This is a genomic window from Natrinema sp. HArc-T2 (genome assembly GCF_041821085.1).
In the GTDB taxonomy this organism is placed as follows: domain Archaea; phylum Halobacteriota; class Halobacteria; order Halobacteriales; family Natrialbaceae; genus Natrinema.
Window position 1 is genome coordinate 30424 of record NZ_JBGUAZ010000009.1, and the last position, 24326, is coordinate 54749.

The window sequence follows — 24326 nt, forward strand, 5'->3', positions numbered from 1 at the left end:
GGTGCCAGACAAACCTACTCGTGTTCGTGCTTGATGTGTGGCTATCGCCGTGATTTCCTCGATAAATTGAAGGCCAAGCGAGTACGGAATTGAGAAGATCGGTCTCAAGTTCTGCGCGTGACCGAATGATGTGACTATGGGGCCGTTAGCGGGGTGATCGGCAGAGGATCGTAATCGTAGAGCAGCGTTCAATACAGGGAATCCACTTATCAGTGCAGGCAGTATATTGCTATTCTGTATGCCCGAAGAAGTTCTGTTCAAATCAGAGAGCAACCAGACCCGAGAAGAAATCGCATCGTATCTTCACAGTGTCGCTGAGAAGCTTGAACAAGGTGCTGCAGTCACACTAAAATCGGGTTCTGAGTCCGTGACAATGGAACCACCAGCCCGCCCGACGTTTGAGGTCAAAGCCGAACGTGAAGGCCCGACGGACGGTCCCGGTGAATTGAGTATTGAACTCGAACTTGAATGGAGCGAGAACGACAGTGGGGGAGACGGCGAGAGCAGCCAGTTAGAAATTGAGTGATAAGTAAGCAACTGTAGGGCTCTATTGAATCGCCATACGGCGTTGGAATCACGGGGGTCACGTACTGTTTGATGTTGTAGACGAGACACATCAGGACGATCTCACGGAACTCACGATACCACTCACGCGCTCGGACGGCAGGAGTGATCGGGGTTTGGTTTGAATACTCGTTTCGGAAGCGTTCGCTCAAGTCGCCGGATTTGAATAGCGTACCGGTGTAGCCAAGATTCAGAAGTGACGCAGACCACTCGAGCCGTACGAGCGCTTGACCGAGGAATTCGTCGTTTCAGTCATTGATCGCTGGTTGTAGAGTTCGTCGTTGATGCGAGCGTTGTGAGCATGGTCGTACGGAGCAAACCTAATTACTTCCCAACCCTATATGACAGATAGAATTACAGTCGATAAATATATATTTGATAATAGTATGTGGCGTGATACGGAATAGCGTGGAGGTAGAACGATCGCTATGTCGGTCTTACCCGTGGTAGTCACCGGCTCCGCCTTCCGTGCTAACTTGCTCGCCGTCCCTCACTGATAACGGCAGACAAGAAACGAACAATGGCACTTGGATTCATGGTCTTCCTCACGGTACTCGTTGTGTGCATCGGACTCGTCGGGACCTGTGCGATCTGTCTCGATCGAACTGTCTTGGGCCAGACAGCGACCGACTACGATCGTCGGCTCATCGAAATCTCACCGTACGTTGGTGTCACGGCACTGTTTTTCCTCGGCAAGCGGGCGACCCACGGCCACAGTTTGCGCCTTTCGCGTGCGCTCGACTGGGACCTCACTGCTGAAATCTACGCCATTGAAGGCGAGTTCGTCGCGGTGTTGCAAGACCTCGTCCCCACGGCGACACTCGAGTTCTTCTCGGCGATGTACATGTTCGGGTTCCCGTTCCTGCTGGTGACCGCATTGATCCTGTATTTCCTGTTGCCGTCCCAGCGATACATGAAGGAGTTGCTCATCGCATATCTGCTGAACTACGTCATTGGGACGCTTTTTTACACATTATTCATCGTCTATGGGCCGCGCAACCACCTCTCATCCGTCGACGGACTGATGTACTCGTTTTATCCTCAAACGCAGGAAGTCACGGCGGCGGTGTCGGCGAACACGAACGTCTTCCCCTCCCTCCACACATCGCTTGCGGTCGTCGTCATGATGTTCGCTTGGCGATCGCGACGCGAGTATCCGCGGTGGGTTCCGATTGCGTCGTTCGTGACGATCTGTGTCGTCTTCTCAACAATGTACCTCGGCATCCACTGGCTAATCGACATTATTGCAGGCATCCTTCTCGCCGTGGGGAGCATCTCTGGAGCCAAACAAATAGTTACTCGCGTGGAGGGGACGGCCGGATCTGGTCACACTACCGATAAAAGTGAGAATGCCATGATGTCCGACGGGAGTGATTGATCGATATCACTTTGATTGACTTTATTAATGATGCGGTTCTATCAAAGAACGTCAGCTATCTGACTCGCCAACCCGTTGTTTCGCGCAACCGAAGGCAAGTTGGTTTCTCAGGCATTGATATCCATGCTGATATCTAACAAAGTAATACTGTATTGGTCACGGAACAAAAGACAATGGTACCCCGAGCGGTGTCCCGAAACGGGACGGTGAGAGTATCGTGACTGCACAATCGCTCTCCTCACTCAAGCGCGTCCAATCTAAATGAGATCTGCTTGTCCGTTTTTCGCCAATCGGTTACGCCAGCAAGTAACATCTGACAAAGGGCTCCCGAGCTGACGAGCTCCAACTTGAGCAACTAGATGTAGCTCACGAGCGGGACTGGGGTATAGAGCAAGGCGTTGAAATCGGAAGGTCTCTCCCGGCATACGGTCGATCGGTCGCCCTCTGGGGCTGACGGCGATAGTCTTGGTCAGCCAACAACGGGTCATCGCACCGCCCGGACGCCGAACGCCGACACCGACAGCCCGCCAATCAGGACAGGCATCCAGTAGATTGCGCCCCGGAAAATGAGGACGGCCGCGGTGATTGTCGGCGCTGCAACGCCAGTCGTGGGAACCAGCAGCGTGACGAATGCGGCTTCGATACTGCCGAGTCCGCCCGGCAACGGAGCAGCGCCCGCGAGGTTTGCGAGCGGGATCACGAAGAGCGAGACATACGCCGAGACATCGTGGCCGATCGCCGCGAACGCGACCGTGAGCGCAGCCGTCTGAAAGAGCCACCCACATAGCGACAGGCCGATGATTGCGGTCAGTCGCCACTGGTCCGTCGCCACGCGTTCGATGTTCTCGAAGAATCGGCCTAGTCGGTCGGCGATGTCTTCCTCGAGCGTCTCGGAGTCGAAGCGATCGAGCCCGAGCCGGCCGAGTCGGGGCGCGACGATCGCGGGGAGTCGATCGACGATCGTCCGGTGGTACCGCCACACGAGCGCCATTACGAGGACGATGCCCGCGATCAGGACGACCGCCGAGCCGACGGCCGTCTCGAGACGTTCGCCGATCGCTGCAGTGGTTGCGTAGTAGCCGACACCCACGAGAATCAGCGCAATCGATGGAACGACGTTGATAATGTCAACAGTCGCGATCCCGACGAGGCTGGTCTCGTAGCGGGCATCGGATGTCTTCGAGATGAGCAAGGCGGCGATCGGCTCGCCGCCAGCCTGCCCGAACGGGGTAACGTTGTTCGCGAAGACGGCCCCAGCATAGACGAGAAACGACTTGCCGACTGGGAGATCAATGCCGAGCGCGGCCAGCACGGTCCGCAACATCAGGCTCCAGGCGGCCAGCCAGCCGAGCGCGAGTGCGAATGTCACGACGACCAGGGAAGATGTTGCCGACAGCAACGAGTCGAGAACGTCACGGGCGCCGACGAGAAAGAACAGGATCGCAAAGGCTGCGATCGCGCCGGCGATGCCGATTAGGAATGCCCGCCGATTTCGCTCGTCCATGGCGGGTATGGACCATCAGCAAACTTGAAACGTCTGATTAGCCTCGACAGTACAAACGTCTACGTGTGTACGCATCACGGGGGGCTAGTGTCATTGCTGCATCATGTTCCCATGGTGCTAAACTTTAGCTGGCTTGCAACGCGATCCACTCATTGGTCTCTCTTATTCGATCCCTCTGTCCCGATCAGTTGCTGGCCCCGGTCAATCCAACTTTCTGCCAGTTCCTCGGTGGTCTCAGCGGCTGTCGCGACGTGTGTACTGTCGGCGATAGCAAGTTCGGAGACTGACTCGATTCCTGCGGATCGAAGCCGTTCAGCATACACCGGTCCGATTCCTCCAACATCATCAAGCTCGTACGAGTATGGGGCAGCGACAGCCACCTCGTCAACGGCCTCTTCGACTTCAGTACGAATCGCCTCGCTGACGTTCTCAACAACCACCGTCTCGATGCCCTCGCCGGTTTCGACTTCGACAGCGATCCCCTGTGGTCCAGTATTCAAACCGATTTCATGACCGAGTGCGTCTTCAAGAAATGTCTCGATAGCTGTCGCATCACGAGTTACCATTCCACGTTCGAGCTCACCGTCGTCGTCTGCGAGGACCACTTCCAATTCGTCGACGTCACCAACCGTGACATTGGTTTCAACGTCGATACCGAGTGTTTCCTCGATACCGTCGCTAATAACGTCTGCGAGTGTTGGCCGCTCGGATTGCTCGAGGAACCACTCGGCGACTTCGGGCCAGAGATCTCGATGAGCCCCATTGGACATCGCGAGACCGACATGGCCGCTGGGATATTCGATGGTCGAAACGTCAGCAGTCCCGACGACATCGTTAAACGGTTTGCTCGCTGCCGGCGGAACGAGAACGTCATATTCACCGACAATTTGTAGAAGGGGCATATCGATGTTCGTGACGTCGACGTGTTCGCCGTCGATGGTCAGTTCGTTCTCGTAGAGGAGATTGTCCTGATAGATCTCTTCGAGGAACTCAGCATAGACTGTACCAGCGACGTCGACGCTATCGGAGAGCCACTGCTCCATTCGCGCGAAGTTTCGGACGAAATCCTCGTTTTCGAGTCGATTGGACAACTGCACGTACTTCGTGATGTTGTTGGCTACCGGATCCATCACATCGAAGCCAGCAGCGAGAAACTCTCCGGGGACGTTCCCGAACGTATTGGTCACTGTCCGCGGATCATAATAGTCCTCGTCGCCCCACAGCTCAAGAACGCCGCCGGTGTCGTCAAAGTACAGGCCAGTTGCCATCAGCGCGAGTGCATTCACTTTCTCCGGATGGAGCGCGGCGTAGATGGCCGACATCGTGCCGCCCATGCAGTAGCCAAGGACATTGATGGCGTCCTGACCCGATCGCTCGCGTATATCGTCGATGCAATTGTCGATGTAACGGTTGACGTAGTCTTGGAGTCCGAGCCGTTGATCGAGGTGTGACGGCTCGTGCCAATCGATGAGGTACACGTCGTGACCGGCTTCCAGCAGTCGGCGGACGATCGATCGGTCTGTTTGGAGATCGAGGATATACGGTCGGTTGATGAGGGCGTAAACGATGAGAATCGGAATCTGATGCTGGTTCTCGGTAAGCGACTCGTAGCGGAGTAATTCGAGCTTGTTCTCCGTGTAGACGACTTCATTCGGAGTCTGACCGACATCGGCGGACGCGGCGTCCTGGAGCCGGTCTTGGGCGACAGTCGCTTTGCGAACGACATCTGTGGTCGTTTCGAATACCGTCTGCTGGGCCGAGAGAAGGATCTCGAATGGAGGCCATTGCTGGTTGTCGTCCGAGGTCATAGTCGTCCTCTCGTGAACGTTGTTTCTGAGGCGTACTGTCCCGCCATCGTGTTATCCAGACTCCTCCGTGATTTTCCCACCAGTCCCTTCGACGATGCGAACCTCCCGATCACTCTCCTCGAGGAGTTTCCGACGAACCCCCGAGAAGTGCTCTGTGTGGTCGCCATGTTCCCCGACGACGATGATTTCTGCGTCTACCTCGTCGGCGTACTCGAGGATGACATCGTGTGGACTCCCGTGTCGAGTGTCTCCCACGACGCGAACGTCTTCTGTTGCTGCCATCTCCGCGACCTCTTCGATGCATATTGCGGCGTGATCAGCAGCGTAGATAGTCGCCAGTTCCGCCGAACTGAGGGCAGTATCGTCGAAGCGACGCTGGTCGACGGCACAGATGACATGCAGCGGTACCCCGCGATCTGCTGCGAGTTCGATTGCCTGTTTGGCCGCCTGTCTGGCGTATTCGCTGCCATCAGTGGCCAACAGAATTGATCCCATGCGTGGTGACTCAACAGGAAGCGAGTTAGTTCTTGTAGGGAACCCCCTACTCGCTCGGCCCTTGGGAGTGGTGTTAACGCCTGACGCTCTTGTGGCGGAGATTGTTGATACAGTTTCCTGCCGTCGGCTCGAGTCAAGACTTGGCCGCCAGAGTCACTGAGATGCAAGTTCGCGATCTATTGCACTCGCCGCAGAATCGCAGGACGGCTCCGCATCAACAATGTGCTACACAAGAGCGACGCCTGAAATTAGCTCAAGACGAATGTTCCAAGATGGATGTATCGGCGGATTATCGCTGCTTGTCGTCCTGTTTTTGATGGTCCTCAACTCGCACCTGCTCGCTTGTCGTTGACGAGCGGAAAAGTCGGTCATAGACGGTAGACGTGAGAATGTTGAGAAGAAGGAACGCAATGAAGGCAACGCCGATCCACCCCCACTCGTGAACAGCAAGCGGAACAACTTGGAAGAAGTCGTGTACTGGGGTGTACAGAACTATCAGGTGGAGGAGAAACGAGAACCCGATAGCGGCCAACAACCACAGATTAGATCCGAGGGTCAGACCGTACCGAGAGCGAATGACGTAGATCCGGATCAGTTCCCCGACGACGATGAACGTAAACAGGAGCGTCTGTGCACGGACGAGCGAGCCGGTGGCCTCGAGGCCATAAAAGAAAAGCCCGAGACCGATAATCGCCAGTAACATGGCGATCGTGACGATCGACACGAGCACACGCGTATTGATCACGCCTTCGTCCGACGGTCTCGGAGGCCGCTCCATGAGTCCGGCAGCGTGTGGATCCGCCCCAAGGGCGAGCGCGGGCAGCGTATCCGCGACGAGGTTGATCCAGAGGATCAAGACGGGAGTCAGAATCAGTGCCTGGGAAGTTCCTGTAAATCGCTCGGGAAACAGCAGACTGCCAAGCAGGACACCAAGAAACACCACCAGGACCTCACCGGTATTGGTCGAAACGAGGTAGTTGACGAACTTTCGAACGTTCTCGAATATCCCTCGCCCCTCTTCGATTGCGTCTCGTATTGTCGCGAAGTTGTCGTCACGGAGGATCATATCCGACGCCTGCCGTGCGACGTCGGTCCCACGATTCCCCATGGCGATCCCGACATCGGCTTGTGTGAGTGCGGGCGCATCGTTGACGCCGTCGCCGGTCATCGCGACGTTGTGGTCATTCGCCTGTAACGCGGACAGTATCCTGACCTTGTGGTCCGGTGTAACTCGTGCAAAAATGTCGACCTCTTCGACGGTGTCGCGCAACGCGTCGTCCGACTGGTCGTCGATGTCGCTGCCGGTAAGCGCGCCTTCCGGGTCGAACCCGATCTGCTCGCCGATCGCCTTGGCAGTCGTTATATTGTCACCGGTCGCCAGGACTGGCCGAACGCCCGCGGACTGACAGTCGGCGATCGCCTGTTCGACTTCTGCACGGGGCGGATCGAGCATTCCTTGGAGACCGAGAAATACCATCCCGTCCTCGATCTGGTCCGCATCCGCGTCTGGATCGTCGACCGTCTTCGATGCGAAGCCGAGGACACGAAGTGCATCCTCTGCAAACGACTGGGTTCGCTTGAGGACGTCTTGTCGTTTCGCGTCGGTAAGCTCACACACTTTGCCATCCTCGAGGATGCGGTCACACCGCTCGAGCACGACTTCCGGCGCACCCTTCATGTAGGCGGTTGGCTCGTCGCCATTGACGAGTACCGTCATCCGTTTGCGTTCTGAGGAAAACTGAATCTCGCGTATCCGCTCGCCGGGCCGATCGACACCGGCGTCGTCCGCCATTCGCTGGACCGCGATCTCGGTCGGCTCGCCTCTGTACTCGTTTTCGTCTGTTCGTTCCACATTGTTACACGCGGCACCACATCGGAGAAGCCACTCGAGTGCCTGGTCAATGTCCTGGCTGTGCCGAGTGTCCGTTCGCTGACTCCCTCCGTTCCCGTCGGCCGATACCGGACTGAGATCGGACGACTCGACGACGGTTCCAGCGGCGTAGAGGCGTGTCACCGTCATCCGTTCTTCGGTGAGTGTTCCGGTTTTGTCGGTGACGATGACGTCGGTCGATCCGAGGCTCTCGACGACTGGGAGTCGTCTGACGAGGGCGTTTCGATCGACCATCTTTCGGGCTCCAAGCGCGAGCGTAAACGTCACTACCGCAGGCAATCCCTCCGGGACTCCCGCAACGGCCAGGGTAATACTGACGAGAAGGACTGAGACGATACCCGTCGCGGTAAAGAGAAACTGGACGACAGTGACGAGGACGATGAGGACAGCGACGAGAGCGCCGATTTGCGTTCCGAGCTGTTTGACTTCCGCCTCGAACGGGGTTTGTCGGTCGTCGGACTCGCCGAGCTGGGTTGCGATCCCGCCGACCTCCGTTTCCATACCGATCTCGACAACGACGGCTCTCCCGCGCCCTTTCACGACGGTCGTATTCATGTAGACCATGTTACGCCGGTCGGCTAGTGGCGTATCGTCATCGACGGCTTCCGGATTCTTCTCGACCGGCGTACTCTCCCCCGTGAGCGCGGATTCGTTCGTCCGTAGCCCGTCTGCTTCGAGGAGCCGTGCATCCGCTGGAACCGCGTCGCCCTGTTCGAGGTAGATTACGTCACCAGGGACGAGCCGTTTCGAATCGATGGACTGCTTCGTTCCATCACGAATTCCGATCGCATTCGGGCTCGCGAGTTCACGAAGTGCCTCGATCGATCTCGTGGCCTGGTAATCCTGGACGAATCCGAATAGCCCGTTCACACACAGGATTAACGCGATGAACGCGGCTTCGGCGTAGTTCGGTTCACTCTCCGGGAAGAGCCCGACGCCGAGTGAAAGCAGTGCCGCCACGACGAGCAGGTACATGAGCGGATTTCGAAACTGAGAGAGCAGGAGTTCGACGCGCGACGTGCGCTCCGCCTCGCGGATGTCATTCTCCCCGTATTCCTCGAGCCGTCGGCCCGCCTCGGCGGACGACAGCCCACCGTCGTCAGTCTCGAGCGTCTCGAGAGTGTCTCTTGTGGACTTGCCATGCCACGGCTCTGTGCGGTCGTTTCGAGGATTTCCCGTCATACTGTCCACCTCGCTGCTGCTGGGCGCTCGATTACGTGTCCCTCCCACGCCTCGAACTGCTGGGCTACTTCCTGATGTTCGACGGGGTCCGACGGTGGCCCGATGAATACCGGAACGCTATCGGTCCACAGCCGGCCCGATATCCCGTGGTCTGTCCTCGGCTGTCGTCGCTTCACTCTATCGGCCAACGCGGCTTCGATACTCTGTTTTGGATCTCTGTGTGACCAGTCAGCGTTCTCCTCGCGTTCGAACGTGAACGAGTCGACGAAATCACGCGTCACCCGTCATCCCCCAATTTCGAGCGTGACTGGGCTGTCGTCTTCGAGTGGCCAGTCAATTGATGGAGGGACGTGGCAACCGCTGCTCGCGTTCTCGGTTCTTCGGGTTTGAATTCTCTCATAGTCGACCAGACAGTGGACATCCATATGAACAAAGGTACCAGTTCGGTGCGTCACTCACCATTCTCGACAGGCTCTCGAACCGTTAGAACAGGAACCGGTGATGTCCGAATGAGCGATTCCGTGACGCTTCCGAGCATGTATCGATCGAAGCCAGTTCGACCGTGTGTCCCGACAACGACGAGATCGACGTTGTGGTCGTTAATATACGAGAGAATCGCTTTGGGAATCGAGGGGGCGTGTTCGACTGTCTTCGAAACTGGCTCGACGCCAGCGTTCGCTGCGAATTCCGCTGCCTCGTCGAGCAACTCGGTCGCGCTTTCCTCTAATATCGATTGCTGGATGTCGCTCCGGACGTCGACACCGAGACTTGTGAGGGCGATGACGGAGAGGAGGTGAAGCGTTGTCTCCTCGGCGTTCACGACGTCTACGCCCATTGCGAGTGCTTGATTCGCACAGTCACTTCCATCAGTTGGGACGAGGACATCTTCATATGGGTACTGGCGTTCGTCGGCTGCATCTGGTTGCATCGTGAGGACTGGGACGTCCGATCGTCGGACTACCCGCTCGGTGGTACTCCCAAGGAGCAAGCGCTCGAGGCCTTGCCGACCGTGAGTGGGCATAGCGACGAGATCAATGTCGTTCGCTTCAGCGTAGTCGATGATGATTCTGTATGGGTCTCCTTGTCGAACATCTGTAACAGTGCTCACGCCCCGTTGCTTGGCACGGTCGGCTGTCTCTCGAACGAGTTGCTCGCCTTCCTGTTCGAGGGCATCCACGACTTCCCCTCGAATTCGTGTCACACTATCTCGTGTTGTATCCGCCACGTTGAGGATATGGACTGTCGAATCGTGTGCGGTCGCGATATCGAGGACGTGCTCAAATACGTCTGTCGCCCCATCGCTCTCGTCAACTGGGAAGAGAAGGGTATCGAACATATGTAGATCCTTGGGTTGAGTACACAAAACAAGAGGGGATGGTTATAGAGGGATGAGGTAAGTCCTACGGAGGTTGTTCCTGTAGATCTCCACAGAATACAGTCGACAGCCTTTGTGGCTACGCTTTTTCGCGATTGAGATAATCATCAATAGGGTCCTCAATGTCTCCCATGATTGCTTCTAAGAGGTCTGTCACTGTTACCATTCCAATGACTTCCCCATCTTCTATTACCAACGCGAGTTCTTGATGTTCGGCCTGAAACTGATCGATAGCATCGCTTATATCGACATCTGGCGACAGAGTCATCGGCGGAGCAGCGATCTCTTCGAGATTGAGGTCTCCTGTAGCCATTTCATCGCGATATCCGCCTAACACTGGGAAGTAGATGATACCACGGAAATCTGTAAGATCGTCACCGATCAATGGATACCGTGTGTGTGGTTGCTTTTCGATTCGGTTGAAATTCTCCTCGAAATCAACCGCCGTTGAGAGGGCAACAATATCATCAGTGGGGACCATCACCTCACGAACGGGCTGTTCTCCGATGTTGAGTGCATTCATAACCTCTTCCCGCCGCTCTGGCGCGAGATTGCCTTCATCGAGGACAGAACCGAGTCGATTGCGGAGATCCGCTCGTGACTCGATGACTTCCTGTTCAGTTTCACGCCATGCACCAGTCATCTCGATGCCGAACAGTTTCAGCGTTCCCTTTGCGATCCAGTCTCCGAACCAGATCGCCGGGGCAAGCACCTTCGCGAACCAGTAGAGTGGTCGTGCCCCGTACTGACAAACTTGCTTTGAACGTTCGACACCGAGATAGGTCGGTGTCTGTTCGCCATGTGTGAGATGAATCAAGTTAATAAGCAAAAAGCCAAGTAATGAGCCTGCCCCGATCGACGCGAGCGCCGTATTCTGGAATACCGGCTCGAATAGTGCTGCCAGCCCAGGTTCAGCAACAATACCTAACGCGATGCTCGTTCCGGAGATCCAAATCTGGCATGTCGTTAGATAGAACTCGAGATCATTGGTCATCTCCCATGCAAGTTGAAGCGATGGCGTGTCGAATTCAGACTCGGGATACTGTCGAGCACGGGTCAGACCGAACTCAATTGCGACGAAAAACGCGTTCAATCCGATGAGAAGGAGTCCTGCCAGTATTCGTAAACTGATCTCAAGTGGTTCCATCAATGACTCGTAGTGTTAGACACCACAAATTAGTATGGGAATGTCACTGCGACATTTCATAGAATGTAGTGAATTAGGTTCGGTGCCTACTGTTCACGCCGGGGAGGATGCCCATAGCCGTACCATCCGACAGTAAGTAGCGTTACTTTGATCTGCGGGTTTTGAGCCACGGCTCTCCGGGTAAATGACTGCCACCAATCTCCTACGGAAGAGCGAAAATCAAAGAGCAATTGCGAAATCGGTGGTAAAGGTTACGAAACCACTTCATAGCGCTTCTCCCATTTTGAAGCTTGTAGTCTTTCTGCTTCTAAACGAACTCGCGACTGTTATATTAGCACACCTACCTAACCGTTGTTTCAGCGACGATGATGTCGAACGCGTAGGATTTCAACAGAGCCTCTTTGTAGTAGCAATGGAGGAAGCTACGCATAATCTCTGGTGGCTCATGATCTCGTGTTCGCCCCGTCTTCTCCGGAGCGAACACGTCGAACTCTTCGAGAAACCTGAAGGAGAGGTGCTCAAACAACGCTAGCGCCTCTGTCTCTACCGAAGAATGCTCTTGCAGGGTCGCTGGCTCATCCACCACAGCGTTCATCCTGCTCTTTGGTGTGCCACTCGTTCTATGACACCCTCAGTCTCCGATATAACCTCCAGCGGCGACACTGGTTCAAGCACCGACTCGTTTCCGGAATATGGCGCTGAAAGCCTCCATCTTGAGAGAACTCGAGATAACCGATGAAGCGAACAGTTGAAACTGTCCCTGTTCAGTAAGCGGTGACGATTCGTCACCAGCCCTATTGCACGTACTTACTCGTGAGGTAAAGCAGGTACGCCGTTCCCGTCGATCCGAGGAGGGTCAGGATCCAACTTGCAAGTGTTCCGGCATATTTGCGTGTATCTACGCTGCTTCCCGCACCAGCGAATCCGCAGCCGGCGATGCTGTTGATGATGATGTGGTTGTAGGAGATCGGAACACCGAGCGTATTCGCGATGATTTGGACCATCGGAATCGCGGTCAAGAGGACCGCGAGGGACGTTCGTTGTCCGAGGCTGGCGTACTGTCGACCGACGGCCTGGAGCATAACGGGACTTTTCGTCCACGCGCCGACCATGATACCGAGTCCGCCGAACGCGATCAACGGAAGCATCCCGAACCCGAGTTCACGAACCGTGCCAACGAGTGGTCCGACTGCCAGTCCGACTTGGCTGCCGCCACCGATGAACGAAAACACGATTCCCGCGAACAGGACCGCCTTGTCGACCGCACGATCCATTTGGGCCGACTCCGGAACGTATCGCCGTATGAGGACGACTATTCCGTACGCCAGGACCACGGCGACGACCCCGGACACGACCCACGATGCGATCGTGAGATACCAGTAGCCGAGGGTTGGACTGTAGCCTGCCGCCAAACCGACTCCAGCGACCGCGCCGAACGTCGAGAACGCGACGGGGATCGAGTGTTCGAAGTAGATTCCCAGTCCGACGTACAGTCCGATAACGAGCAGTGCGATCGTCCCCATCTCGAAGGTGATGGTTCCGGAGACGATTTCCGTCCCCACGCCGCGTGTCACCGCCGCACCTTGGATGACGGCACCGACGAATCCGACGATTCCGACGAGGAACGCTCCCCGGAGTACCCCGACCGAGTTCGCCCCGATCGCAGGTGCCATTGAGACGGAGACACTACTCGCGCCGGTCACTGCTGCAACGGCGAATGACACGAGAAACGCACCGGCCAGGAGAACCAGTGATGGCATGTCGTCACTTGCGAAACCGTAGACGTTGGTGTAAAGCGTATCGAAATCGCAGTGTACGACTTCCAAAGGATTATCCGGCGTGAGACGTGACCGTTGCATGGCCCAGTCGAAGTTGGAGCGGCCGCCATGAATAGCCGACGAACAATCCATCACGGGCTGTCGGTATACGTTATGGATCCATCATGGGACCCAACAACACCGGGGGATCCCCCGCTGATCGAATCGTGGAGAAAACCGTCCGCACTCCGCAGGTCGAAACGGTTCGGGCGTCCGTTCGACGATTCTTGACGACCGATTGATCGTCGATCGACCAGTACAGCACTGTTTGGTCGAGCGTGCCCGGGAAGTAGCTGAGACGACCCGACGACGGCGGCTACTTGCCGGTGCCTAGTACAGTTTCTCAGTCGCCGTCAGCGGTATACACGCCTCCACGACGTTCACTTCCGATTCTCACGCTATTCCACTTTTGTTGCTCTGTTGCAGCGCATTGGTCTTTAGTTAAGCCTCAATCCTCGGTTGTGTAGCGGTAGCGAGCCTCTCTTGGAGTCTCGATCGTTGTTGATGTCTTTTTGAGCGTCGTCGATCAGTCGATCCAGTAACTGTGGCTCTCTCACTCGAAAACAACAGGGTTTCTTCAGGTCGCCTACCGATCTTACGACTTCTCGTTCGGTTCCACTTCTTGATGTCAGAGCGAGTTGACTGACGCCTACAGAGACGATTGAGATGGAGGGTTAGTTGAATGAGTCTGAGTATGGGTCAAAATCATTATTGGAGTGCCATACGAGTAGTCAGAATGTCTATTCATGGTGCGGCCAACGCAGCAGCGCGAACGCGACCAGATGTCGGTAACGGAAGCCGACGAAAATGAGAGTGAAGAGCAGACATGTCCTGAATGCGATTCAGGCGCTCTCGTTGCTAGCAACGATAGTAACGAAATCATTTGTGAGGAGTGCGGCCTCGTTATCGAAGAGCAAAATATCGACCACGGGCCAGAATGGCGCGCGTTCAATCATGCCGAACGGCAGAACAAAAGCCGGGTTGGTGCACCCACAACCCAGACGATGCACGACAAAGGGTTGACCACCCAGATTGACTGGAAAAATAAGGACGCACACGGAAGGTCAATCTCCTCAAAAAAGCGTAATCAGTTACATCGACTGCGTAAGTGGCAAGAACGGATTCGAACCAAGGATGCAGGTGAACGAAACCTCCAGTTTGCGCTTTCGGAAATTGATCGCATGGCGTCGGCACTCGGTGTCCCCCGTTCTGTCCGGGAGGTCTCATCAGTGATCTACCGACAAGCGCTCAGCAATGACTTGATTCGTGGACGGTCTATCGAGGGCGTCGCCACGAGCTGTCTCTACGCTGGCTGTCGCCAAGAGGGGATTCCGCGGAGTCTTGAAGAGGTGACTGAAGTCTCTCGCGTTGGGAAGAAAGAAATCGGGCGCACATATCGCTATATCGCCAAGGAACTCTCCCTCGAGATGAAACCAGCCGACCCCAAAGAGTACGTCCCGCGGTTTTGTTCTGACCTCGAGGTGAGTGAAGAAGTGAAGATGAAGGCGATCGAAATTATCGATGAGTCTGCTGAACAGGGTCTGCTTTCAGGGAAGTCGCCAACGGGATTTGCGGCAGCAGCCATTTATGCGGCATCGCTTCTCTGTAACGAGAAAAAGACCCAAAAGGAAGTTGCTGAGGTTGCGCAGGTGACTGAGGTGACCATCCGAAATCGGTATCAAGAACAGATCGAAGCGATGGGTCTCAACTGACACTGAGGCTGAGGACGAAATACACCACTGCTACGAAACGACTGACTGCTGCCAGACCGGCTACTCGTTGGCCGCGAGCTCGTCAAGAACACGGTCACCGAACGCAACCACGAGTAATGCGCCGACCAGATCGAAGACAATGTCCAAGAACGTGTCTTTCCGGCCGTACGTGACGAGTATCGGCTCGAGATCCAGGCGTTTCGCCGTTGCGTGAATAGCATACTCGATGGTTTCCCAGACAAGCCCTAAACTAATGACGGCGGCAACGACTCGTGGGCCAGGATCGCGCCCCTTCCTGCGACTGACCACATAGACGATTCCGGCCAGAATCGACGAGGAATGTGCGTGTGTAAGGTGATCCCACCACCAGACGTCGTCATAGGGACCGAGCATGCCGACAGCATGAGTAACCATTGCAGTGTTCACATAGGCTCGCTGCCACGGCTTGAGTTTAACACCATACGCACGCGTGACGACCGTGGGAAGGTATGTGCCGATCGCCGCAACGACAGCATTGACAACGGCGCCTAGATTCCGGCGTCGGAGTCCGACGAGGAATACCGTGAGCAGCGTATATCTAGCCTCACGACCCACTCCCTGTTCAGCTGTCGACATCTTCTGTATACAATAGACTGACTACTCGGGCCATATAGCAGTATCGCCCCGGAGACGGACCCAGACGCCTCGGACAGTCTCAGTTAGTACTCGTCCATCGTTCTCAGTGACAGTCATAGACTCTCGATGCATGCTGACGACGATCTAGAACTGATTTCATCACGGTTGATACGTGGGCCTGCTTGCGATTACCGTAGCTCGATACTGAGGAAGAGCCGCTAGTGAGGACTCCTAGTTTTAAGTGATATCCATGACTATCAGTGAGGCAAGAAGATCGGAGAATATACCCACCGCTCATCGGTTTGGGTCGCGGGGGCGTCAATTCGCCCCCTCGAGTTGGCTACTCAATCCTGCGACCCGGATCGACATAAAAGTTCGCCTCTCGAGGAGCCATTGCTCTGTCCAGCATGATATCTCGTTTCCTTCGAGAGTCGTCTCTCCCCCCAGCAGCATCGTGACTTGACCGACAACCAGCAGTACACGACCACAACGACCCTCCATGACAATTGGAAAAGATCCGGACGCAGTTGACGCAGAAACGCCCACTGATCACGACGTTGCCGCCGCTCTTGGCTTCGACAGCGTCGATACGCACACCAGCACTGATCCAACGGCCGACGACGGTGATGATGAACTCCCGAGTCGCGCAGAGATGTGGACCATCATCCAAGAGCAGTCACAGACGATCGACCGCCTCGAGGAGCGTGTCGACGAACTCCAGCAGGAACAAAACCGCGCCGATCGCAACCGAAAGGAGATCGCCAGTCAACTCCATGAAATCACCGAGTCGGTTGCCGAAACCGACGAGACGGCTGACCAAGCAAAAGAAATTGCGAAGACTGCGAACGCAAACGCTGAGCAGGCCAAGTCGATCGCCGAAACCGGTGAGACCGCGTTCGACCGCGAGGATCCAGAGGAACTGCCCGGCGGCATCGAACCCTCGAGCAGTCCATTGGATTTCCTTGCGAACTGCCGCCAGCACCGCGTCAAAAAACACCTCGTCGACAAGGGGATGACGCGGAAGAACCGATTCCGGGCACTCCTTGTAATGAAGCGCTGGGACGAGTTCGCAACCAAGCGCACGAACGGGAGCGGAATTTTCTGGACACGAGACGATGTCCAGGATGCGCTCACTGCAATCCTCGGAAAGCGTCCCCACGCACAGACACTCAAACGCGTGTGGGACGAGATGGTTGCGCTCGGAAGTTCGGACATCGATGTCACCGAGCGTCGTGTTTCTGCGAAACAGACTCCAACGGAGATCATCGCGATGGACATCGAGACTGCTGAGGGACTGCTCGAGGCCCGCTATCACCATCTCGAATTGCTCGACTCGGATGGACAGGTCACTGGTGGCGTCACACCCGTTGTGACTCAGAACGACAGGGCAGAGGTGTGAGAAAGCGGTTGACTTCATCCCGAGAGGGAGCATCTATCTAACGAGCACAACGAACGGATCTGGTCGTCGTCGGACCACGACGACGTCGCCGCTACCAATAGCCGCAGGTGTAAGAGACGATCGTCCCTTTCAGAGACAGTATTTGTTCCTCTAACGCTGGTTATGGAGGTTCGGCTTTGGACCTACTCACAACGGGTGTGATCATGACCGGTCAGTTGTGATCCGCACGATCGCACTTTCACAGGAGAAGATCATTGTGAGATAGGCATGATGAGCCCCTGATCAACAGAATCCCATGTATCACTGGGTAATATTGTGGAAAGTGAGGGGAATTGATATGAATTCAATCAAAACGGTGACTTGGGCGTGGGGAGAGGCTGTGAGGAACCCGTCCTCACGCTCTGTCAGAGGCACATCTCAGGCACATGGACCGTGTCGAATACTCGTCTCCACACGAGTCGTCTGGGACAAACAGTACAACTTGGAGGAGTGGGAGTGGCGTTCGGTGACTCCGTCGATACCCTGTCTCGAGAAGTGGTTTCTAGTCTGAGCGTGTTACTCAACGAGTTCTGCCTGATCTTTGACGGAGAGTTCTTGGTCACATCGTAAAGCCGTCTCGAGTGTGCCGCTGAGAGTCGCAGCGGCATCTTGCTACAGACAGTGATACTGCGTTAGAATGGCGTGCACTAAGTGCACGTAGTTTAGTTACCGTTAGAGAACGGCACTATCGGACCGCCTACTCACTCACGGCTCGAAACTCTATATCGTTTTGAAATAGCACCAATTTATATCTTGACAACCCACCTATTAGGTGTATAATTCCAATGACGGATTCAATCTCTTCGGACATTAATTTGTCCGATAACGGCGAGAGTATGGCCGATCTTGTTGAAATAATTCAGCAGCATGAGAAGAAATTGAGTGACCTTGAAGAAAACTATGTTCCCACAGTCGTTGTAAGAAAGGTATTACTCGAATATGGAATTGACCCTAACACTGTTGATGAAATCGTTGGAACAATCGAAGAAGTTGACGAGCAGTGGGGTGGTGACAATGTGTGACTGTGGCTATCAATGCTGTCAGCGTGTTCAGGAACTTGGTCGCGTCGCAAAGCCGTCTCGAACCCGCTCGTTTGTTTCAGTGTAGAACGCTCCTCGAGTCATCTTGGCGAACGCCTTCACAGCACGACCGGCGGCCGAATATAGTCGAGCGATAGCCAGCAAACCCAAGTACGGCGTCGGTCGTAGACGTTTGTAGTTGCATGCGCCTGACGTTCGATGATGGAACGCTGCTACTTGAGGACGCACCCGATAGTGTTCCCTACGCCGAGTGGGACGATCGCGTCGACGAGTATCGAGCGCAGGCCTATCGCTATCACGACCTCCATCAGTGGGCAGTTCCCTCCAGTCGCGACCAGCAGACCCTCGCGCAGGCCACGATGGCTAGCGAACCTCTTGAAGACGATGCTAGAGCCTACAGTGACCTTGCCCTCTCACCTGCCGTCGCGATCGAACCTCGAGGCTACCAGCAAGCCGCCCTCGAGGCCTGGATCGATCACGACCGTCGGGGGAGTGTCGTCCTCCCGACCGGCAGTGGGAAAACTTTCCTCGCGATCCAGTCGATTGCCGACGCCGGCGTCAGTACGCTCGTGGTCGTTCCCACGATCGATCTGCTCAACCAGTGGCATGCGACGCTCACTAACGCGTTCGGAGACCAGCTTCCTGACGATGTCGGCGTTCTTGGTGGCGGCAGCCACACAATCACCGATCTGACGGTGACGACATACGATTCGGCCTATCGGTACATCAACGAGTACGGCGACCGGTTCGGTCTGTTGGTCGTCGACGAGGTCCATAACTTACCTGCCCCCACCTACCAACAGATCCCTGAGATGACGATCGCACCCTATCGGCTCGGATTGACTGCCACCTACGAACGAGCTGACGACCAACACGAGGTCCTCGACGAGTTACTTGGTCCCGTCGTCTACAAGGAAGATGTCGACGAACTCACCGGCGAGTACCTCAGCGATTACGAGACGATTCACCTCGAGGTTGAGCTTACCACCGACGAGCGCGATCAGTACGAAGAGGAATACCAGCTGTATCGCGACTACGTCGACTCCCATGACTTCGACATTTGGAAGGAACGGGGCTACCAGGAGTTCCTCAAGCGCAGTTCCTACGATCCACAGGGACGACGAGCTCTAGTCGCCAAACAGCGGGCCGAAGAGATCGCTCGAACTGCTGAGAAAAAACTCGAAACCCTGGATAACCTCCTGAAACGCCACCACGACGACCGGACGATCATCTTCACAGCGAATAATGACTTCGCCTACGAGATTTCCCAGGAGTTCATCATCCCGTGTATTACTCACCAAACGGCTACCGAGGAACGCACAGACCTTCTCGACCGATTCCGGACCGGGGAGTACTCGATGCTCGTGACCTCACAGGTCCTCGACGAGGGTATCGACGTACCGGCGGCGAACGTCGGGATCATCCTCTCGGGAAGTGCCTCGAAACGTCAGTACGCCCAGCGGCTTGGGCGGATCCTTCGCCCGACTGACGACCGCCAGCCAGCACGCCTCTACGAGATCATCGCGGCCAATACCAAGGAAACGTATGTCTCTCAACACCGTCGCCAAGGGGTAGGAACCGATGCTGACAGCTGATCTCGCTCGCTCGCGCACGCGAAACGGATCTGTTGAGCCACTGTTTATTGATCCTGCCAAGCCCCAGTATCGGGAGACGGCCCAGGAACTCATCGACATCTTCGAAGGTCATCTGGGCGAACCCAAGGGTGACCTCGAGGAGACGATCGACCAGCTGACGATCGCCGATACGGATTACAAGATCGTACAGGGGCTGGCGAAACTCCTCACAGACGAGTGTGAGTTCGAGACAGTGGCTGCGACTGATCCCCAGGAGATCCGTCAGGCACTGTTCGCGAAGGCCAACGAGTCGTATCCGATCGTCCGCCAGCCCACCCTGGGAGACGATACGCAACGCCTCGAGGTCTACAGTGCTGTCGCCGACCAGCTCGGAATTAGTCTCGAAGAGTGTTACCGAGGGATGTACGCCGACCTCGAGGACAATATGCTGCTGGTTCGATTCGGCGATCTGTGCGTTGACGAATACACCGATGAGGGCCGTTCGTCAACGACCCGCCTGACCGGGGATAGCGAGGAGACATACGCTGAGGACACGATCAGCGTTGACTGGCTTCTCACGCGGTACAATCTCGCGCTGGCTCAGGCGGTCCTGTACGACGCAACGCAGATGCGGATCCGTGTGTGGGACCACTTCAACACGGTGTTCAGCTACGTCAAGTTGTTCGGGTTGATGCACCGAATCTATCCAATTGACGAAACCGGCGAGCGGGTCGACTCGACGGATGTCGCTGCAGGCTACGAAGCAATTCTGGATGGGCCTGCGTCGTTGTTCTCGAAATCCCGGAAGTACGGTATTCGGATGGCGAATTTCCTGCCAGCACTGCCGCTGTGTGACCGCTGGGAGATGACGGCGGAAGTCCTTGATGGGGACGGAGGATCGACAAACAGTGGATCACTGACGTTCGAACTCGACCAGACCGATGGATTGTCCTCTCACTACAGCGCCCAGGACGAGTTCGACAGCGATCTTGAGCGAACACTGGCCCAGAAGTGGGAACGGGCGACCACCGACTGGGAGTTACGTCGCGAGGACGACGTGCTGGATTTGGGTGCCGAGGTGATGATCCCCGACTTCGCAGTTGAGCATCCAGACGGCCGACGGGCAATCCTCGAGATCGTGGGCTTCTGGACGCCCGAGTACCTCGAGGAGAAGCTCGCGAAGATCGAGGCCGCCGAACTTGACCATCTCCTGATCGCGGTTTCTGATCGACTCGACTGTTCGGCGACCGATGTCGAGAAGGTGAGCGATCAGGTGTTGAGGTTCAAGTCCGGAATTCATGTCTACGATGTTGTTGATCTTGCCGAGGAGTATGCCCTCGAGACAGATGGACAAAAGTTCCATTCAGAGTAACGGTACGCGAGAAAGCTGGTATACTTTCACACATTAACACGGAGTGAAGGTCACGCATCGGCGCATTTGAACTCGGCGGGCAGCGTGACGATCACCGCTGTCTGTGGTTCGGTTTCGACTTTCTGGATCGTGTGGCGACGGGACTCCGTGTTCGCCGAGTGATTTCGCTTGGTTTGGCAATCAAGAAACCAAAGTCCCTACTCTAGACGTGTTTGAGACACAGCCAAAATATTTGAGAATGCCGCTACTGAAGCTCTTCAACGAGTGCAGCAACCGTCTCATCGACGAGATCTCCGGCAAGACGTCCCTGCCAGAAGTCGATATCCTCGTGGTCAATGGATTGAACGCCCCACGGGACGATCCGACTCTCATCCGGTGTCCTGCCACGAAGCCAGCTCTCCTCAGGAATGGCAATGAGGCCATCCATCCAGGACCTTGACGTTAGGGTTACTGCGATATATTGCTCGCCGTAGAATGGACGTCCCTCGTGGTTCTAGAGAATGAGCCAAGGCCGAGCGTCCTCGTCACGTTTGAATGGGTCATCGCCGTAGACGACATCGCCCCGTTCGAAAACAGGGGCTGCTTCTTCGTCGGTCACTGTTCGTCCTCGACGCTCGGGTGTGGTTTCTGAGGTGCGTGCTCGCGCCACGCCTCCTTGTCCTCGGTACCGAGTTGGTCGTTGAACAGTTCGGTCGCCCGCTCGTAGCCGCTGTATCCTTCGAGGCGCTCGGCGTCGTCGGTCACCGCCCAGTACGTTGCCTTGTGCTCGACCAGGTCGCGGTTCTTCAATCGCGAGAGAGCGGTGCTAACCGCACCCTCGTCGACGCCAATTTGAGGGGCGATCTCGCGTGCCTTGAACGCGCGCTCCTCGTTGGCGGCGAGAAACCCGAGGACCTGATCTGGGACCGAAAGATCCGCGAGCTCGTCCTCGCTCGTGTTCTCGAAGGTATCTCGGTCGATGGACATCGTTGAATGGGGATACGTTATGCACTGTAAAGAGTGTTAGGAGTGAAAGCTACGAAAACACTGAAATGCTATCCACTATTCTTACACAGTTGAGCGCGTTCGCGGACGAGTTTGGCCATCGAGCAGACAAACCAAGCACTCTCTGAATCTGACTCTGTGCAACGAGACATCGACGCCGAGACGATCCAAGAATGGCAGACGCTCCGCCGCAACCTTGCATTCGCGAACGCTGCTCTCTCGATCGCGAATGCCCAGCGCTTCGTTGATGGTGACCGTCACTTGACTGATGACAACGTTCCCACGCAACATCTGGATGGGGAACGTTCCTCCGAATACTCGAGTACAAGTGCTTGAAAGACTCTATGGGGGTTCGTCTCGTTCTCGCAAGCAACCGTGCCAACGTTTGGCCGAACACAATCTGGGAAATGGCACATCGTCGGGCCTGATGGATGTCGATACGGACGAGCATTTGCTGATGAGACAGAGAATTCGCCAGATAAGTCCATCACAGCAACAGATATTGTCGCATACGAACCGCCCGAATCACCAGACAGTACTCAATCTCGCTCGATGTCACTCTCCTCGAGAGAGGGTTCCCTTCTACAGGGTCAGACCACTGAGCAGCGCCTGGTCTTTCCGACTGACATTCGTGAGAAGAGCCCTGACGTGTGTGAGTCATGCCGCCTGCAACTAGAACATCAGCAGAAGCGGCGGTCACAAGTCATCACTCAACTCAAGCGAGTGACGCCGATTCGTGACATCGATTGGGAGGTGGTTGAAGAAGAGACTAGACGTCCCTGTGACTGGTGCCGCGCCCACGAACTCACGGCATGGCACAGTAGTGACCTCAACTGTACGGTCTGTCCAGCCTGTGGTCGGATCTTCGAGACACCACTCGGTGAGCCAACTGCTGAAAATGCGCCAGAAGAAGATCTCCTGCCGGAAACGCCAACAGAGCCGATTGAACCGATTGTATTGGGAGCAACACTCCCAGACTACGATCCTATCGAACTGGTCGGGAGCAATCGTCCACTGATCAAACACCGCGAAAAGAACAAATATGCTGAGCTGGTGCTTGAACTCGAGCGGACCGGCCATGCGTTCTCAGCCGATGGGATCGCTGCACTCGAGGAGATTCGTTCGAACTATGCAGACCAAGTTGCTGACGACACCGCCCACCAGACTGATGTCACGTTAGAGATTGGTATGACGCCGCGTACGGTAACGATCAAAGGGATATTTCCCGAGGATAGTTCATCGGTGATCGGAACGTGTTGGGATATCGTGAGCGATCCGACCAAGTGGTACCCAATCGGATGGCCGGAGCAAGGATGGATCCACCGCCGGTCAGCTGATCCCTCTATTCCTGGTGACGAGCCCGTTGTAGACGCATTTCCTCGTCTCCAAACACAGACACCATCTCAATCAGTCGATCTCGAGACGCTTCGAGAAGTAACCGAGCCAGCCCGCTATGAGCGAGGAAGCCGCTACTACGAACGTGGATCTGTGACTGATCTTGAGTACGTAGACGATACTCTCCAAGCAACAGTCCAGGGGAGCCGTCCATACGATGTCCAAGTTATACTCTCACAAGGAAGCTATGTCAGCGGCCAATGTAGCTGTCCTGATGATGCAGTGCCGTGTAAACATATCGTAGCAGCCGTGTTGGCTAGCGGTGACGTCGAAGCCGTCGGTGGTGATCAATCGCTAGATACTCTCCTTGCAGCGGCGTCCGCTGAAGAACTTCGGAGTGTGCTTACTGAGGTCGCGGACGAAGACATAAGGCTCCGCAAGCGCCTCTATGAGGAATTTGGCGAAGACTGAGGAGAATATCACGCTGGCGCAACATCGGAAGAGTGCTGGCCGATAGGAAGGTCGATATCGATCTCATCGTACCACACAACCGGACGCTTTGCGCGACCGTTTTGCTCGAGTTCGACGAGTCCGTAGTCGGCAAGCTCGGTCACGTTCTCAGTGACTTCTGGCGGATGACGGCCGACAATTCGCGCGAGTTCACGAATACTGTCTGGCTCATGATCAGCGATCGCCTCGAGGAGTTCGAGATTCGTCGGCCGAAAGATTCGACCGAACGTCTCGAGGTCCTCCACGGAGAGCGTCGACGGCTTGGGGTCGACACTCTCGCCAGCATCGAGAGCGGCAAGCGTGTCTTCGAGATCGCTACGGTCGGACGACGAGTTGATACGGACGTGAAGTGTTTGGGTCATGGGTGTGGGATCGGTGTATTACCAGTCGGTTCGTTTGGCGAACGGAAGTGCCGAACGCCAAGCACGATACAGCGTCTGCAGTCCCGGATAATCGGCCTCGTAGGAAGATTGCGATTCCACTTGTGATTCAAGAAAATTGTTCAAATCTATTCTCATATAGGACACTCTGTGTGCTGGTTTCTACAAGATCGCCGGGAACTTTATCGGTATTGTTTGCAAACGT

Annotated in this window: 19 protein-coding genes and 3 pseudogenes; 9 read left to right on the forward strand and 13 right to left on the reverse strand. The window is 55.7% G+C overall.

The features are described 5' to 3' along the window. Positions 1-238: 238 nt before the first annotated feature. Positions 239-526: an amphi-Trp domain-containing protein gene (locus ACERI1_RS16750; protein WP_373619607.1), complete on the forward strand. Its 288-nt coding sequence runs from the start codon at positions 239-241 to the stop codon at positions 524-526. Between the two features lie 58 nt (positions 527-584). On the opposite strand, the pseudogene ACERI1_RS16755 reads toward ACERI1_RS16750, so the two are convergent. Further along, positions 585-883: pseudogene (locus ACERI1_RS16755) on the reverse strand (hypothetical protein); the annotation flags it as partial. 201 nt (positions 884-1084) lie between these two features. Here ACERI1_RS16755 and ACERI1_RS16760 point away from each other — a divergent pair. After that, positions 1085-1942: a phosphatase PAP2 family protein gene (locus ACERI1_RS16760; protein WP_373619608.1), complete on the forward strand. Its 858-nt coding sequence runs from the start codon at positions 1085-1087 to the stop codon at positions 1940-1942. A 484-nt stretch (positions 1943-2426) separates the two neighbouring features. Here ACERI1_RS16760 and ACERI1_RS16765 read toward each other — a convergent pair whose 3' ends face one another. The 8 genes and pseudogenes from ACERI1_RS16765 to ACERI1_RS16800 all read right to left on the reverse strand — a co-directional run bounded on the left by ACERI1_RS16765 (position 2427) and on the right by ACERI1_RS16800 (position 13104). Further along, positions 2427-3446 (reverse strand): YbhN family protein, encoded by a 1020-nt coding sequence (locus ACERI1_RS16765; protein ID WP_373619609.1) that lies wholly within the window; start codon positions 3444-3446, stop codon positions 2427-2429. Between the two features lie 149 nt (positions 3447-3595). Then, a complete protein-coding gene (phaC, locus tag ACERI1_RS16770; RefSeq protein ID WP_373619610.1) occupies positions 3596-5254 on the reverse strand; it encodes a class III poly(R)-hydroxyalkanoic acid synthase subunit PhaC in 1659 nt (552 codons plus the stop codon). A gap of 51 nt (positions 5255-5305) precedes the next feature. Next, positions 5306-5749 (reverse strand): universal stress protein, encoded by a 444-nt coding sequence (locus ACERI1_RS16775; protein WP_373619611.1) that lies wholly within the window; start codon positions 5747-5749, stop codon positions 5306-5308. Positions 5750-6038: 289 nt separating this feature from the next. Then, on the reverse strand, positions 6039-8822 hold the full coding sequence (locus ACERI1_RS16780) for a cation-translocating P-type ATPase (RefSeq protein WP_373619612.1): 2784 nt from the start codon (positions 8820-8822) through the stop codon (positions 6039-6041). A 451-nt stretch (positions 8823-9273) separates the two neighbouring features. Continuing rightward, a complete protein-coding gene (locus ACERI1_RS16785) occupies positions 9274-10158 on the reverse strand; it encodes a universal stress protein (protein ID WP_373619613.1) in 885 nt (294 codons plus the stop codon). A 118-nt stretch (positions 10159-10276) separates the two neighbouring features. Further along, positions 10277-11344, reverse strand: a complete 1068-nt coding sequence (locus tag ACERI1_RS16790) for a CNNM domain-containing protein (RefSeq protein ID WP_373619614.1) — start codon at positions 11342-11344, stop codon at positions 10277-10279. A gap of 397 nt (positions 11345-11741) precedes the next feature. Next, a pseudogene (locus ACERI1_RS16795) lies at positions 11742-11939 on the reverse strand (IS5/IS1182 family transposase); the annotation flags it as partial. A 199-nt stretch (positions 11940-12138) separates the two neighbouring features. Next, the gene (locus tag ACERI1_RS16800; protein ID WP_373619615.1) at positions 12139-13104 is read right to left on the reverse strand and encodes an anion permease; all 966 of its coding nucleotides are present in this window, start codon (positions 13102-13104) and stop codon (positions 12139-12141) included. Positions 13105-13907: 803 nt separating this feature from the next. On the opposite strand from ACERI1_RS16800, the gene ACERI1_RS16805 reads away from it, so the two are divergent. Beyond that, positions 13908-14873, forward strand: coding sequence for a transcription initiation factor IIB family protein (locus ACERI1_RS16805; RefSeq protein ID WP_373619616.1), 966 nt, complete (start codon positions 13908-13910; stop codon positions 14871-14873). A gap of 60 nt (positions 14874-14933) precedes the next feature. On the opposite strand, the gene ACERI1_RS16810 is transcribed toward ACERI1_RS16805, so the two are convergent. Then, positions 14934-15488 (reverse strand): hypothetical protein, encoded by a 555-nt coding sequence (locus ACERI1_RS16810; protein WP_373619617.1) that lies wholly within the window; start codon positions 15486-15488, stop codon positions 14934-14936. Between the two features lie 499 nt (positions 15489-15987). Here ACERI1_RS16810 and ACERI1_RS16815 point away from each other — a divergent pair, with 499 nt between their 5' ends. The 4 genes from ACERI1_RS16815 to ACERI1_RS16830 all read left to right on the forward strand — a co-directional run bounded on the left by ACERI1_RS16815 (position 15988) and on the right by ACERI1_RS16830 (position 20912). Further along, positions 15988-16887, forward strand: a complete 900-nt coding sequence (locus ACERI1_RS16815; RefSeq protein ID WP_373619618.1) for a methyl-accepting chemotaxis protein — start codon at positions 15988-15990, stop codon at positions 16885-16887. 824 nt (positions 16888-17711) lie between these two features. Further along, entirely contained in the window at positions 17712-17948 is a 237-nt protein-coding gene (locus ACERI1_RS16820) for a hypothetical protein (RefSeq protein WP_373619619.1), read from the forward strand. Positions 17949-18148: 200 nt separating this feature from the next. Continuing rightward, positions 18149-19561, forward strand: a complete 1413-nt coding sequence (locus tag ACERI1_RS16825; protein ID WP_373619620.1) for a DEAD/DEAH box helicase family protein — start codon at positions 18149-18151, stop codon at positions 19559-19561. Further along, positions 19548-20912, forward strand: coding sequence for a DUF790 family protein (locus ACERI1_RS16830; RefSeq protein ID WP_373619621.1), 1365 nt, complete (start codon positions 19548-19550; stop codon positions 20910-20912). The genes ACERI1_RS16825 and ACERI1_RS16830 overlap by 14 nt, the downstream gene beginning before the upstream one ends. Positions 20913-21156: 244 nt before the next feature. Here the strand turns inward: ACERI1_RS16830 and ACERI1_RS16835 are convergent. Further along, positions 21157-21510, reverse strand: a pseudogene (locus ACERI1_RS16835) (type II toxin-antitoxin system PemK/MazF family toxin). Continuing rightward, positions 21507-21878, reverse strand: a complete 372-nt coding sequence (locus ACERI1_RS16840) for a MarR family transcriptional regulator (RefSeq protein ID WP_373619622.1) — start codon at positions 21876-21878, stop codon at positions 21507-21509. The pseudogene ACERI1_RS16835 and the gene ACERI1_RS16840 overlap by 4 nt, the downstream one beginning before the upstream one ends. Before the next feature lie 156 nt (positions 21879-22034). On the opposite strand from ACERI1_RS16840, the gene ACERI1_RS16845 reads away from it, so the two are divergent. Together ACERI1_RS16845 and ACERI1_RS16850 are read left to right on the forward strand one after the other, a co-directional pair. Then, a complete protein-coding gene (locus ACERI1_RS16845) occupies positions 22035-22232 on the forward strand; it encodes a hypothetical protein (RefSeq protein ID WP_373619623.1) in 198 nt (65 codons plus the stop codon). A 417-nt stretch (positions 22233-22649) separates the two neighbouring features. Continuing rightward, on the forward strand, positions 22650-23702 hold the full coding sequence (locus ACERI1_RS16850) for an SWIM zinc finger domain-containing protein (protein WP_373619624.1): 1053 nt from the start codon (positions 22650-22652) through the stop codon (positions 23700-23702). 8 nt (positions 23703-23710) lie between these two features. Here the strand turns inward: ACERI1_RS16850 and ACERI1_RS16855 are convergent, their stop codons facing one another. Next, positions 23711-24103: a MarR family transcriptional regulator gene (locus ACERI1_RS16855; RefSeq protein WP_373619625.1), complete on the reverse strand. Its 393-nt coding sequence runs from the start codon at positions 24101-24103 to the stop codon at positions 23711-23713. Between the last annotated feature and the right edge of the window lie 223 nt (positions 24104-24326).

Coding starts and splice junctions, on each gene's coding strand:
- ACERI1_RS16750 (WP_373619607.1), top strand. CDS start 239: ATGCCCGAAGAAGTTCTGTTCAAATCAGAGAGCAACCAGACCCGAGAA.
- ACERI1_RS16760 (WP_373619608.1), top strand. CDS start 1,085: ATGGCACTTGGATTCATGGTCTTCCTCACGGTACTCGTTGTGTGCATC.
- ACERI1_RS16765 (WP_373619609.1), bottom strand. CDS start 3,446: ATGGACGAGCGAAATCGGCGGGCATTCCTAATCGGCATCGCCGGCGCG.
- phaC (WP_373619610.1), bottom strand. CDS start 5,254: ATGACCTCGGACGACAACCAGCAATGGCCTCCATTCGAGATCCTTCTC.
- ACERI1_RS16775 (WP_373619611.1), bottom strand. CDS start 5,749: ATGGGATCAATTCTGTTGGCCACTGATGGCAGCGAATACGCCAGACAG.
- ACERI1_RS16780 (WP_373619612.1), bottom strand. CDS start 8,822: ATGACGGGAAATCCTCGAAACGACCGCACAGAGCCGTGGCATGGCAAG.
- ACERI1_RS16785 (WP_373619613.1), bottom strand. CDS start 10,158: ATGTTCGATACCCTTCTCTTCCCAGTTGACGAGAGCGATGGGGCGACA.
- ACERI1_RS16790 (WP_373619614.1), bottom strand. CDS start 11,344: ATGGAACCACTTGAGATCAGTTTACGAATACTGGCAGGACTCCTTCTC.
- ACERI1_RS16800 (WP_373619615.1), bottom strand. CDS start 13,104: ATGCCATCACTGGTTCTCCTGGCCGGTGCGTTTCTCGTGTCATTCGCC.
- ACERI1_RS16805 (WP_373619616.1), top strand. CDS start 13,908: ATGGTGCGGCCAACGCAGCAGCGCGAACGCGACCAGATGTCGGTAACG.
- ACERI1_RS16810 (WP_373619617.1), bottom strand. CDS start 15,488: ATGTCGACAGCTGAACAGGGAGTGGGTCGTGAGGCTAGATATACGCTG.
- ACERI1_RS16815 (WP_373619618.1), top strand. CDS start 15,988: ATGACAATTGGAAAAGATCCGGACGCAGTTGACGCAGAAACGCCCACT.
- ACERI1_RS16820 (WP_373619619.1), top strand. CDS start 17,712: ATGACGGATTCAATCTCTTCGGACATTAATTTGTCCGATAACGGCGAG.
- ACERI1_RS16825 (WP_373619620.1), top strand. CDS start 18,149: ATGCGCCTGACGTTCGATGATGGAACGCTGCTACTTGAGGACGCACCC.
- ACERI1_RS16830 (WP_373619621.1), top strand. CDS start 19,548: ATGCTGACAGCTGATCTCGCTCGCTCGCGCACGCGAAACGGATCTGTT.
- ACERI1_RS16840 (WP_373619622.1), bottom strand. CDS start 21,878: ATGTCCATCGACCGAGATACCTTCGAGAACACGAGCGAGGACGAGCTC.
- ACERI1_RS16855 (WP_373619625.1), bottom strand. CDS start 24,103: ATGACCCAAACACTTCACGTCCGTATCAACTCGTCGTCCGACCGTAGC.